General features: G+C 50.4%; 13 protein-coding genes. 7 read left to right on the top strand and 6 right to left on the bottom strand.

Annotated features, from left to right (window positions below; all coding sequences use genetic code 11):
• Positions 1–73 precede the first annotated feature (73 nt).
• Together VXK30_RS14105 and VXK30_RS14100 are read left to right on the top strand one after the other, a co-directional pair.
• On the top strand, positions 74–754 hold the full coding sequence (locus tag VXK30_RS14105) for a helix-turn-helix domain-containing protein (RefSeq protein ID WP_329493119.1): 681 nt from the start codon (positions 74–76) through the stop codon (positions 752–754).
• Positions 751–1,653, top strand: a complete 903-nt coding sequence (locus tag VXK30_RS14100; protein ID WP_329493117.1) for an IS3 family transposase — start codon at positions 751–753, stop codon at positions 1,651–1,653. Before VXK30_RS14105 ends, VXK30_RS14100 begins: the two co-directional genes overlap by 4 nt.
• Before the next feature lie 137 nt (positions 1,654–1,790).
• Here the strand turns inward: VXK30_RS14100 and VXK30_RS14095 are convergent, their stop codons facing one another.
• The 6 genes from VXK30_RS14095 to VXK30_RS14070 all read right to left on the bottom strand — a co-directional run bounded on the left by VXK30_RS14095 (position 1,791) and on the right by VXK30_RS14070 (position 5,664).
• Positions 1,791–2,237, bottom strand: a complete 447-nt coding sequence (locus tag VXK30_RS14095) for a Fur family transcriptional regulator (protein ID WP_275717964.1) — start codon at positions 2,235–2,237, stop codon at positions 1,791–1,793.
• Positions 2,238–2,482: 245 nt separating this feature from the next.
• Positions 2,483–2,632: a 50S ribosomal protein L33 gene (rpmG, locus tag VXK30_RS14090; RefSeq protein WP_081928380.1), complete on the bottom strand. Its 150-nt coding sequence runs from the start codon at positions 2,630–2,632 to the stop codon at positions 2,483–2,485.
• A gap of 28 nt (positions 2,633–2,660) precedes the next feature.
• Positions 2,661–2,930 carry a 30S ribosomal protein S14 gene (gene rpsN, locus VXK30_RS14085; RefSeq protein ID WP_275717965.1) on the bottom strand — a complete coding sequence of 90 codons (270 nt, stop codon included), beginning with the start codon at positions 2,928–2,930 and terminating at the stop codon, positions 2,661–2,663.
• Between the two features lie 25 nt (positions 2,931–2,955).
• Positions 2,956–3,234: a zinc-ribbon domain containing protein gene (locus VXK30_RS14080; protein WP_275717966.1), complete on the bottom strand. Its 279-nt coding sequence runs from the start codon at positions 3,232–3,234 to the stop codon at positions 2,956–2,958.
• A 152-nt stretch (positions 3,235–3,386) separates the two neighbouring features.
• Positions 3,387–4,520, bottom strand: a complete 1,134-nt coding sequence (locus tag VXK30_RS14075; RefSeq protein WP_275717967.1) for a GTP-binding protein — start codon at positions 4,518–4,520, stop codon at positions 3,387–3,389.
• A gap of 169 nt (positions 4,521–4,689) precedes the next feature.
• A complete protein-coding gene (locus tag VXK30_RS14070) occupies positions 4,690–5,664 on the bottom strand; it encodes a metal ABC transporter substrate-binding protein (RefSeq protein WP_275717968.1) in 975 nt (324 codons plus the stop codon).
• A 252-nt stretch (positions 5,665–5,916) separates the two neighbouring features.
• On the opposite strand from VXK30_RS14070, the gene VXK30_RS14065 reads away from it, so the two are divergent.
• From VXK30_RS14065 to pflB, 5 genes are all read left to right on the top strand, one after another.
• The gene (locus tag VXK30_RS14065; RefSeq protein WP_275717969.1) at positions 5,917–6,600 is read left to right on the top strand and encodes a metal ABC transporter ATP-binding protein; all 684 of its coding nucleotides are present in this window, start codon (positions 5,917–5,919) and stop codon (positions 6,598–6,600) included.
• Entirely contained in the window at positions 6,587–7,396 is an 810-nt protein-coding gene (locus VXK30_RS14060; protein ID WP_275717970.1) for a metal ABC transporter permease, read from the top strand. Before VXK30_RS14065 ends, VXK30_RS14060 begins: the two co-directional genes overlap by 14 nt.
• Positions 7,397–7,470: 74 nt before the next feature.
• Positions 7,471–8,217 (top strand): Crp/Fnr family transcriptional regulator, encoded by a 747-nt coding sequence (locus VXK30_RS14055; protein WP_275717971.1) that lies wholly within the window; start codon positions 7,471–7,473, stop codon positions 8,215–8,217.
• 291 nt (positions 8,218–8,508) lie between these two features.
• Positions 8,509–9,288, top strand: coding sequence for a pyruvate formate-lyase-activating protein (pflA, locus tag VXK30_RS14050; RefSeq protein ID WP_275717972.1), 780 nt, complete (start codon positions 8,509–8,511; stop codon positions 9,286–9,288).
• 108 nt (positions 9,289–9,396) lie between these two features.
• On the top strand, positions 9,397–11,643 hold the full coding sequence (gene pflB, locus VXK30_RS14045) for a formate C-acetyltransferase (RefSeq protein ID WP_275717973.1): 2,247 nt from the start codon (positions 9,397–9,399) through the stop codon (positions 11,641–11,643).
• The last annotated feature ends 188 nt before the right edge of the window (positions 11,644–11,831 follow it).

Genomic DNA, 11,831 nt, shown 5'->3' with positions numbered 1-11,831 from the left:
GTTGTGTGATATGCTACCCCCAGATAGGACAGTGAAATAAAAAAGCACTGTTCTTCAGTCTGGGGGTAAAATTATGCCGAATAGGAAGAAGACAACAGCCGAAGAAAAGATCCGTATTGTAGAATTGTATTTGTCAGGCAAAATTGGATACAGCGAAGCAGGAAAACAGGCGGGAGTAGATTGCAAGACGATTGCGCGTTGGGTCAGTCGGTACAAGACGGAAGGGCCTGCGGGGTTTCTGACCCACGGACACGACCGGGCATACGGCAAGGAAACGAAACTATCGGCAGTTTTGGATTATCTTGCTGGGAAAGGTTCTCTTCAGGAAATCTGCGAAAAGTACGGAATCCGTGATACCCGGCAGCTCAGGGATTGGCTGAGGGTATATAATTGTCATGAAGACTTCAGGATACATACGGGAGGGAGTCGCATGACGAAGGGCCGGGATACAACCGCGAAAGAACGGATGGAGATCGTAAAAGCGTGTATCGTCAACGGGAATGATTACGGCGGTACAGCGCTTAAGTATCGAGTTTCTTACCAGCAGGTTTACACCTGGACGAGGAAATACCGAAATATGGGCAGGGCGGGGCTGGAGGACCGGCGGGGACACCGGGCCGGGACGCTTCCGAGCCGGACGCCGGAAGAAGAACTCAGAGACAAGGTTGCTCAGCTTGAACGGAAAAACTATGATCTGGAAATGGAGAACGCTCTGTTAAAAAAAGTGAAGGAATTGGAGAGGAGGCGACGTTGAGCTTCATCAGGCATCCGGCGGCTTACGGCGCGGTAAGCACGCTGTCTGCGGAACGGGTATTCCCTGTTTGGAAACTCTGCGGCTTTCTGCACATCACGCGCTCGGCGTATTACAGATGGCTGAAGCACCCGAAAAGCAGCCGCGAGTTGGAAAACGAACTCATCGCAGGCGAGGTCGAGAAAATCCATAGCCTGCATACGGATATGGGATACCGCAGAATACGGGATGAGTTGGACAGGCATCATGGCATTCATGTCAACGACAAGCGAGTACTCCGCATCGACCGTGCACTTCATATTCAGTCCAGCGTCAAATACCGTCGGCACGGGTGCACAAAAAGTGCGGCATCGCCGGAATACATTGCCAAAAACTATTTGAACCGCAAATTTTATGCGGACGCTCCGAACCGAAAATGGTTGACCGATGTAACGGAATTCAAGTATTTCATCGGCCCGGAAATCCGCAAGGTTTATCTGAGCGCTATTCTGGACTTGTACGACCGGCGCATCGTTGCCTATGCCGTAGGCGATCATAATGACAACAGGTTGGTATTCAATACGCTGGATGCTGCCGTGGCCGCTAATCCGGACGCACACCCGCTATTTCACAGTGACCGGGGGTACCAGTATACCAGCCGTTCTTTTCACTCGAAATTGCATGCCGCCAAGATGAAGCAAAGCATGTCCAGAGTGGCGCACTGTATTGACAATGGGCCGATGGAAGGCTTTTGGGGTATCCTCAAACGGGAAATGTACTATGGACGCAAATTCACCGACCGGAAACAGATCACGCAAGCCATTTCAGAGTATATTTACTTTTACAACTACCGGCGACTGCAGCGCCGATTGTCTGTTATGACACCCATGGAGTTCCATGCACAGTACGCAAAAGCTGCGTAAAAATTGCTGCCCGCCGGTTCCGGCGGACAGCAGTCCTAAAAATCTTTTTATTTTTTCATTGTCCTCTTGACGGGGTGCACACCAGTGATGGGATAAGGCGGTGTTTTTTATCGTTCCGAATATCGGGGACAAAAAATTCAAGCTTTCCGGGGCAGCCCTTTCGCCTGGCATTCAGGGCAATAACCGTAGATATTCAGCTTGTGATCCGTAATGATAAAATGGGTCTGCTCCTGCAGCGTTTCCTCATAAGTCTTCAGGGGACACATATCGAGGGAAATCATTTTTTTACAGCCCAGGCACACTAAATAATGCTTGTGTATCATCCTGTTATATTCATAAAGCGCCTTGTTGCTTTCATTGATCTTTATTTTGAGAGCTAAATGGTTGTTCACTAAACTGTCCAGTTCTCTGTAAACCGTCGACATGCTGGTCGAAAGGTCGTAACGGTTCAGTTCCATAAAGATTTGTTCCGCTGCCACAGGCTGGGTCTGTTTTTCCAATATTTCCAGGATAGCCATCCTGCGCTTCGTGTTTTTTAATCCCTTTTGCCTGAGATCCGCGCGGTGATCAGCTTTATTTTTCATAATATCACTCCTGATTCATGCGAATGATCCTGATTCGCATAGGTTATATGACAGCAGATTGCTCCGGCCAACACAAAATGATAAACAATGCCAAGGGGCCGCTGTTGGAACCGGAAGGGAGAAAGGGCATCCTTGCAGCTTTATTATAGCACAATTTGTAAAGAAGAAAAGCGTCCGTTTTGCATGGAATAGATTTGCCCCCCGCCGCAGCTCAATATCCTGCGGCAGGGGGCAGCGTTACCCTTTTATTTCGTTTCCCTGTGCAGTGTGTGCTTGCGCAGCCGGGGACAATACTTCATCATTTCCATTCGTTCCGGGTGGGTCTTCTTGTTTTTTGTTGTCGTGTAGTTCCGATCCCCTGTTTCCGTACAGGCCAATGTGATTTTTACCCGCATGTTTTTTCTTCACCGTCTTTCTCAATCCCTACCAGCTTGCTTTCCTGACGCCGGGAATTTGCCCGCGGTGCGCCAGCTCACGAAATACAATACGGGACACTCCGAATTTCCGCAGATAGCCGTGCGGACGGCCTGTCAGGGAACAGCGGTTGTGGACCCGTGTCGGAGAAGCGTCGCGCGGCAGCTCGCCCAATGCGGCGCGGTCGCCTTTTTCAATCAGTTCCCTGCGCAGCGCAGCGTATTTTTGCACCGTTTGCTGTTGCCGCCGATGCTTGATTACAATCGATTTCTTAGCCAATTCAAACCTCCCTGATATTGAAGCTTCACGCCTGTTCTCTCATTTTCGCAAAGCATTCGCTGCAATATACGGGACGCCCCTCGGTCGGCTGAAAGGGAACTTTGCAAGGCTTTCCGCAAGCCGCGCACACGGCGTCATACATTACCCGTTCCGGTTTCTGTCCTTCCTTGCGCTTCTTCCTGCATTCGGGGCAGCGCCTCGGCTCGTTTACGAAGCCTTTCGCGGCATAAAATTCCTGTTCCCCGGCTGTCCAGGTAAACTCTTTCCCACAATCCTGACAAACCAGCACCTTGTCTTCGTACATACTGTTTTCCTCACTTTACATGTTTTTGCCCTGGGACGGAGTTCAACCGACACCTTTGGAAACACCAAAACTCTTGCGTTAAGCTACGAGGGCATATAATAGATGCAAATAAGACTCGTTTGCATCTATATTAGCACTTCAGATGATCTTTGTCAAGATTCTGTGAATAAACATTTATCCAGAGAGCCGCTTATTTTTTCCTTATTGAGGCGGATCCCGATAAAAACCAGTTTCGTCATGCGGTCCCCGACTTTTGGATCCCAATCCTTTTTTGCATCCGGATTTTTTGTAAAGGCTTTTTCCTGCTCAGATTTTGTCCCCGACGCGAGCCAACGGCCGAAGGGAGTCATATCGATTGCCTGCCCGGCTTGTTCAAAAAGGAAAATGGTATCGTTATGATTGGACATCCAGGCGATCCCTTTGCATCTTACGATGCTTTTGGGCCAGCTTTCCAGCCATTTGGACAGCTTTGCGGGATCAAACGGAAGCCTCCTTTCGTATACAAAGGAATTGATACCGTATTCTTCCTCTTCTCCTTCCTTCTCCCCGTTTTGTGTGTTTTCAAGCTCCTGCACCCATCCCGGCGCCAGGCATGCCTCTTCAAAGTGGAAAAGCTCTGTGTTTAAAATGTCTTTCGGCTCAATTCTGCCGTACTCCGTGCAGATGATGTTTGCAGACGGCTGCAGCTTTTGAAGAATGGCCTGAATCCTGTGCAGCTGAGCTTTGCCGACCATGTCCGTTTTATTCAGTATGATGACGTTGCAAAATTCGATTTGCTGAACCAGCAATTGTACAATATCATCCTCTCCAAGTTCGTCGGCCTGCAGCAGCGAAGCCCCTCCTAAAAATTCCGTTTCCAGCCTGCAGGCGTCAACGACGGTCGCGATTGTGTCGAGCCTGCATATTTTCGGCAGTCTGCCGTTCCCGATGCTTCCGTCCATTAACGTCAGGGTTTGCGCAATAGGGAGCGGCTCACAGATTCCGCTGGCCTCAATCAGGATATAGTCGTACCGGTTGGATTTTACAAGCTGGGTGACCTGCTGCATCAGGTCCGTCCGCAGGGTACAGCAAATGCAGCCGTTGGAAAGGGGGACCAGGCTTTCGTCGCTTTGCGAAACATGGTTTTCTTTTTCGATCAATGCGGCGTCGATGTTTACTTCGCCCATATCGTTTACAATGACGGCGACTCTTAAACCCGCCTGATTATTGAGCACATGGTTCATTACGGTCGTTTTCCCCGAGCCAAGATATCCGGTCAAAACCGTAACCGGTATTTGCCTGATCAATGGGAATCCCTTCTTTCAATGGTTACTAAAAAATTCACATCCCGAAAAATCCGTTTGTGGGATATTTTCATTGCAATTTACAGGGTAGAAAGGACCTTAATTTGTGTGAAACACAAAATTAAGGTCCTCCTTCTGTCAGGATCTGCCCGAGTCATCCTGTTCCCAAAAATCAGGTTTTGCTTTCCAGACTCGCATAGATTTTACTCAGATTGCTTTCGACCCGCTCCAGATACGTTTTGTTGTCTTCACCGCCCTCAATGGTATAAATGGTTTCGACATTCGCTCCGACTTCCTTGGCCAACGTTTTTGAAACGTCCGGGCTTGCCATTTCCTCGGCGAAAATGGTCGTTACCTTGTTATCTTTGCAGTATTTGACAAGCTCCGTCAGCTGCTGCGCGCTGGGTTCTCCCTCGGCGAAGACGTCTTCCACGCTGTTTTGCTCCAGCCCGAAATCGCGGCAGAGATACCCGAAAGCGGCATGTCCCGTAACAAAGCTCTTCTTTTCTGCGGATTGGAATTTTTTATTGTATTCTGTATAAAGATTTTCCAATTTGGAAACAAAATCATCACAATTTTTCTCATAATATTGTTGGTTGGCTCCGTCGGCTTTGACCAGCGCGTCTTTGATATTTTTCACTTCAATTTCAGCGCCTTTCAGGCTCAGCCAAATATGGGGATCGTACTGTCCGTGTTCCTCAATTTCTTCCGGATCCGTGTTTTTGATCGGATCCGCGCCCTTCGAGGCTTCCACGGTGATCAAATTCGGATTGTTCGCGGATTTGACCGCGTCCTCCGTCCAGGCCTCCATGCCCAATCCGCTGTATACAAAGACCTGTGCCGTGCTGAGGGCGACAAGGTCCTGTGCTTTCGGTTCGAAATCGTGCGGCTCTGTTCCGTCCGGGATAATCGTGGCGACATCCACCTTGTCTTTGCCGACCGCTTCCGTAAACTCTTTCATAGCGTTAAAAGTTACCGAAACCTTTATCCTGCTGTCCGGGCCCTTGCTTTCTTCCGCTGCCGTACTGGAAGCCGGGGCCGCGCCGGACGCCTCCGCGCTCGCCGGATTGTTGCTTCCGCACGCCGAAAGGCCCACGCTCATAACGGCTGCTACACTTAGCAGGAGCGCCGTATACCGTTTAAACATTTTTTACCTCCAAAAAATAATTACTTGCAAATGCGACTCATTTGTATTTATAATATAATCCGGAAGGGAATCCTTGTCAAGCGATTCCTTGAAAATATTTCTATAGCATTTCCAGTTGATTCTGCAACAAGGTTGCGTTCCTCCCCCGCCTTTGGCGGGGGAGGAAAACACGTTTTGTCTCGTAAACTGAAATGAAATTGCTGTAATAGAGATTTTTGTTGATACGCTGAATATGAAATAAGGGGAATTATTATGATTAAGGCAGAAAACTTATCTTTTTCGTATACGGGGGCCGCGCCCTATGTGCTCAGGGGGATCGACCTGGATATACGGCGGGGGGAATATGTTTCCGTAGTAGGGGAAAACGGTTCCGGTAAAAGCACGCTGATGCGGCTGATTTTAAAATTCATAAAACCGACGGAAGGAACCATTGCCTCAGAAGCCAGGAGGATTGGATATGTGCCGCAGAAAAATGATTTTTCAAACTCCAATTTTCCTATTACCGTTTATGAGATGTTAAATTCCTATCGTAAGCTTTTGAAAATAAAAAATAAGGGCATCCTTGCGGAAAATCTTGAGAAAGTCGGGATGTCCGAGTTTTCCGGCGCTTTAATGGGGACGCTGTCCGGCGGACAAACCCAGAAAATCCTGATTGCCAGAGCTTTGACAGGCGATCCCGATTTACTGATTCTGGACGAGCCTTCCACCGGAGTCGACATTGGCAGCCAAAAAGAGATCTATGGCTTTCTGAGGAAGATGAACCGGGAAAATCAAATAACGATTGTTTCGGTAGAGCATAATCTGGACGCCGCGGTTTCCAATTCCACGCTGATTTACCATCTGGTCAACGGTCAGGGGCATCTTTGTTCCCCGAAACAGTATGCCGATGAATATTTAAAGAGAAATGATAAGGGTGATGCAGATGTTGAATTATAGTTTTATGCAAAACGCATTGTTTGTTTCGGTGTTTATTTCCGTTTTATGTCCCTGTATCGGAATTTTTCTGGTCCTTCGGCGATATTCCATGATCGGGGACACCTTGTCCCATGCTTCCCTGGCCGGGATTACGATCGGGCTGATGCTGAACCAGAATCCCGTTCTGGGAGCGTTTGTCTTTACTTCCATTTGCGGCGCCCTGATCGAATTTCTCAGAACCTATTTTAAAAAATACACGGATTTGATTCTGAGCATTGTGCTTGCGCTAAGCGTAGGTACCGCTATCACCATCATCAGTTCCGGAAAGCTCCATGCCAACGCGGATTCCTTCATGTTCGGCAGTATTCTTACCGTTACCCGGTTCGATATGATCATGGTGGTCGTGCTCAGCGTCATTTCTGTTCTGGCCCTTGTTTTTTTGTATCATCAGATGCTTTACATCGCATACGACGAGGAAGCCGCAAAAGTTGCGGGGGTAAGGGTGAAGCTGATCAACTATGTGTTTTCGATCCTTGTGGCCTCCGCAATCTCCGTTTCCATCCGGATTGTGGGCGTTTTAGTGCTCAGCTCCATGATCGCGCTTCCGGTCGCTACCGCTCTGCAGCTGGGAAAAGGGTTTAAAGCGACCCTGCTGTTTTCCATTCTTTTCAGTGTGATCGATATTATGCTGGGGCTGTTTGTCTCTTTTTACCTGAATGTGGCTCCGGGGGGCTTTACCGCACTCGTTTCCGTTGCCGTCCTTGTCTTGGTTCTTCTGACAAAAAGGATACTGGCCGGCATCCGGGAGATTCGTTGACCATGCCCGACTTTTTTCTTTCCCTTATGATTGGGTTATGATAAAATATAGAAAAAGATACTTGAGAGATTGAAATGGATGGAGAGGGTATTGTGATGGAAAAAGGGGATAAAAAAATGTTTTCCGGATGCGCAAACTGTAAAAACGGTCTTTTGTGCACGATGGCGATTCCCTTGTTCAGTACGCTTCCGAAAGACCTGCAAAAAAACCTTACGGAACACTCCATACAGACGACCAAAGCAAAGGGCAGTTTTCTGTTCAGGGTAGGCGAGCAAGTGGACTCTGTCCTGATCATCCGGAAAGGAAGGATCAAGCTCTGTAAATATGACGCGGACGGAAACGAATACATCCTTGATATCATTCACGACGGAGACGCCGTATGGGAAAATCTTTTCCTCGAAAATGCCGTTTTTCCCTATTCGGCGGTGTGCCTGTCAAAGGTGGAGCTGTGCGAGATCAGAAAAAGTGAATTTATACAGCTTCTCGCCGATCGCCCGGGGATTGCGATGAACCTGATTTCCCTTCTCTCCCTCCGGTTAAAGGACGCCAATGAAAAGGCGCTGCTGCTTTCCATCCGTGACCCGAAAATACGCCTGGCGGGATTTCTGCTGGACAGGGATATCCGGTGCGTCGGACCGGAGATCAAGCTGAAGCTGGAGGATATCGCCGCCAGCATTGGGCTGCGCCCGGAGACGGTCAGCAGGAACCTGAGCCGGTTTGAAAAGGATGGTTTCATTCAAAGGCTCGGCCAGGGGAAGATCCTGGTCACGGACCGCAGCGGACTGAAGAAAATTTATGAAGCCAGCCAGCCGGAGAAGTGACCCCAAAAAACTCAGGCGGATATTTTCATGAAGCGGCGGAGAGGGCTTGTTGCCTGTGAATTGCAGGCGGCAGGCCCTCCCTTTTTTTGAGTATATCCTACTGCCTGATACGGATCTTCCTTAGAAAAACGCGGATATTTTTTGATACTCCCTCCCGCCACAGGCGGGAGGGAGTATCATGACGAAAGCCGGGTTCATAATTAAGAAATCCACTCGTTGGAAACTTGATTCTGATCAAAGAAAAAGAGCAGAAGCGGGAGTATACTGAAAGCACCAGAAAGGAAGAGGCATATGATCAGAGGAGCAATCCATTCCACAGAATCCTTCGGTTCCGTCGACGGTCCGGGAGTCCGCTTTCTTATCTTTTTAAAAGGATGCATGATGCGCTGCCGCTATTGCCACAACGTCGATACGTGGGACCCTCGTTCCAACGACCTGCGCACGGCGGACGAGCTGCTGGATCAGGCGGAGCGGTACCGCAGCTATTGGGGAAAGGAAGGCGGGATTACCGTCAGCGGCGGGGAACCCCTTTTGCAGATCGATTTTCTTCTCGAGCTGTTTCAGAAGGCCAAAGCGCGCGGAATCCATACCGCGATCGATACGGCGGGGCAGCCTTTTACGAGGGAGGAACCGTTTTTTTCAAAATTCCGGGAGCTGATGCGTTACACGGATCTTCTTTTAATGGATATCAAGCATATCGACCCCATGGAGCATCGAAAGCTGACGGGACAGCCGAACGAAAATATTCTGGATATGTTCCGCTATCTGTCCGATATCGGCAAGCCTGTCTGGATCCGGTATGTGCTTGTTCCGGGGATTACGGACGACGACGGTTATCTGCACAGAACACGGGAGTTCATCGCCGCGCTTAAAAATGTGGAGAAGATCGAGGTGCTTCCTTACCATGCCATGGGTCAATACAAATGGAAAGAGCTTGGCATTCCATATTCTCTGGAAGGGGTAAAGTCGCCCGGCGCGGAGCGCGTGAAAAATGCCGAACGGATTCTTCGCGGGGAAAGCGGGCCGCGCAGGGAAACGCTGTGCTGCGAGCGGAGGAACCCGGCAACATGAAATGCTGTATTATTGATTACAATCAAGGAATCGGCAGAACAGATCAGCTAAACTATAGTCAGAACTGCAGAAGAAAGCTGCATGCTATCACAAGAAAGGAGTAGTGCTATGAAGCAGGAATGGAGAGGCTTCAAAGGTTCGCATTGGACGGACGACGTCAATGTGAGGGATTTCATTCAGGACAATTACACGCAATATGACGGGGACCAGAGTTTTCTGGCAGAACCGACGGATGCGACGAACAAGCTTTGGGGAAAGGTACAGGAGCTGCAGAAGCAGGAAAGAGCGAACAATGGGGTGCTGGATATGGAGACAAAGGTCGTCTCCGGCATCACCGCTTACGGGGCGGCCTACATCGACAGCGGGGATAAGAGCCTTGAGAAGGTCGTGGGACTGCAGACGGACAAACCCCTGAAAAGGGCGTTTATGCCCTACGGCGGCATCAAGATGGCGGAGGAAGCCTGCACCACCTACGGCTATACGCCGGCCCCCGAGCTGCATAAGATTTTCACGGATTACCACAAGACGCACAACCAGGCGGTTTTCGACGCGTATACGCCTGAAATGAAGAAGGCCCGCCACAATAAAATCATCACGGGGCTTCCGGATACCTACGGGCGCGGCCGCATCGTCGGCGATTACCGCCGCGTCGCCCTTTACGGCATTGACTATCTGATTGAAAAGAAGAAGGAGGATCTTTCTTACTGCGGGTCCGGTATCATGACGGATGACATCATCCGCCAAAGAGAGGAGCTCTCCGACCAGATCAGGGCCTTAAAGGACATGAAGGAAATGGCGGCGGCCTACGGCTTCGATCTTTCAGAGCCGGCCGGTAACGCCAAAGAAGCCGTCCAGTGGCTTTACTTCGGGTATCTGGCGGCAATCAGGAGCCAGAACGGCGCGGCGATGAGTGTCGGCCGCGTGTCCACCTTCCTTGACATCTATATCCATCGTGATCTGGAGGAAGGAACGCTGACCGAGGCGGAGGCGCAGGAGCTGATCGACCATCTGGTGTTAAAGCTCAGAATGGTGAAGTTCGCCCGCATCCCCTCTTACAATCAGCTGTTCTCCGGGGACCCCGTCTGGGCTACGCTGGAAACGGCGGGGCTTGGGATGGACGGCCGCCACATGGTGACCAAAAACGACTATCGGTTCCTGCATACGCTGGAAAATATGGGGCCCGCGCCGGAGCCGAACCTGACCGTCCTTTATTCCTCCAAGCTGCCGGAAAACTATAAGAAATACGCGGCTTACATTTCCGTAAAGACAAGCTCCATCCAATACGAAAACGACGATGTGATGCGCCCGATCTGGGGAGACGACTACAGCATCTGCTGCTGCGTATCCGCGACGCAGACCGGTAAGGAAATGCAGTTCTTCGGTGCGCGCGCAAACCTTGCCAAGTGCCTGCTGTACGCCATTAACGGCGGTGTGGATGAAAAGAGCGGCATGCAGGTGGGACCCGCTTACAAGCCCGTCACCTCGGCGGTCCTCGATTATGAGGACGTGATGGCGAAGTACGACGTCATGATGGATTGGCTTGCGGGGCTTTATGTGAATGTCCTGAACCTGATTCAGTATATGCATGACAAGTATTATTACGAAGCGGCGGAGATGGCGCTGATCGATACCGACGTCAGAAGAACCTTCGCAACCGGTATTGCGGGTTTCTCCCACGTGGTCGATTCCCTGTCCGCCATCAAATACGCGAAGGTAACTCCCGTGCGCAACGAGAACGGCGTGGCTGTGGACTTTCAGATCGAAGGCGATTTCCCGCGCTACGGAAACGACGACGACCGCGCGGACGACATTGCCGTATGGCTTTTGAAGACCTTCATGAAGAAGCTGACAAAATACCACACCTATCGTGATTCGGAGCCTACGACATCGATTCTTACGATTACCTCCAATGTTGTGTACGGCAAGAACACCGGCACGCTTCCGGACGGAAGACAGGCGTGGACGCCGCTGGCGCCGGGCGCGAACCCGTCCTACGGCGCGGAAAAGAACGGGCTTCTCGCTTCCCTGAACTCCGTCGCAAAGCTGCCTTACGAGTATGCGCTCGACGGCATTTCCAATACGCAGACCATCAGCCCGGGCACGCTTGGGCATACGGAGGGAGAACAGAGCGAAACCCTTGTGCATGTTCTTGACGGATATTTTGACCGCGGCGCCCACCATCTGAACGTCAACGTCTTCGGCACCGAAAAGCTGAAAGATGCGATGGAGCATCCTGAGAAACCGGAGTATGCGAACTTTACGATCCGTGTATCCGGATATGCGGTAAAATTCATCGACCTGACGAGAGAGCAGCAGCTCGATGTCATTGCGAGAACCTGCCACGACAAAATGTAATTTTCACTCATAGTACAATTCAGCCGCCGCCACCTGTTTACACGGGTGGCGGCGGCTGTCGTTTCACGGGCTTTGATTTCCGCAGAAGCAACGATAGCAATTCCATTTCAGTTTGCGAGACAAAACACGTTTTCCCCCCGCCTTCGACGGGGGGAGAAACGTAACCTTGTTAAGCGGATCTTTCAATT

Source organism: Caproiciproducens sp. CPB-2 (genome assembly GCF_036287215.1).
Lineage (GTDB): Bacteria > Bacillota > Clostridia > Oscillospirales > Acutalibacteraceae > Caproiciproducens.
This window is presented reverse-complemented; position numbering and strand designations above follow the sequence as displayed.

Excerpts from the sequence above, each read along its gene's own strand:
- pflB (WP_275717973.1), top strand. The coding sequence starts at position 9,397 with ATGAAGCAGGAATGGAGAGGCTTCAAAGGTTCGCATTGGACGGACGAC.
- VXK30_RS14080 (WP_275717966.1), bottom strand. The coding sequence starts at position 3,234 with ATGTACGAAGACAAGGTGCTGGTTTGTCAGGATTGTGGGAAAGAGTTT.
- VXK30_RS14070 (WP_275717968.1), bottom strand. The coding sequence starts at position 5,664 with ATGTTTAAACGGTATACGGCGCTCCTGCTAAGTGTAGCAGCCGTTATG.
- VXK30_RS14055 (WP_275717971.1), top strand. The coding sequence starts at position 7,471 with ATGGATGGAGAGGGTATTGTGATGGAAAAAGGGGATAAAAAAATGTTT.
- VXK30_RS14105 (WP_329493119.1), top strand. The coding sequence starts at position 74 with ATGCCGAATAGGAAGAAGACAACAGCCGAAGAAAAGATCCGTATTGTA.
- VXK30_RS14095 (WP_275717964.1), bottom strand. The coding sequence starts at position 2,237 with ATGAAAAATAAAGCTGATCACCGCGCGGATCTCAGGCAAAAGGGATTA.
- pflA (WP_275717972.1), top strand. The coding sequence starts at position 8,509 with ATGATCAGAGGAGCAATCCATTCCACAGAATCCTTCGGTTCCGTCGAC.
- rpmG (WP_081928380.1), bottom strand. The coding sequence starts at position 2,632 with ATGCGGGTAAAAATCACATTGGCCTGTACGGAAACAGGGGATCGGAAC.
- VXK30_RS14065 (WP_275717969.1), top strand. The coding sequence starts at position 5,917 with ATGATTAAGGCAGAAAACTTATCTTTTTCGTATACGGGGGCCGCGCCC.
- VXK30_RS14060 (WP_275717970.1), top strand. The coding sequence starts at position 6,587 with ATGTTGAATTATAGTTTTATGCAAAACGCATTGTTTGTTTCGGTGTTT.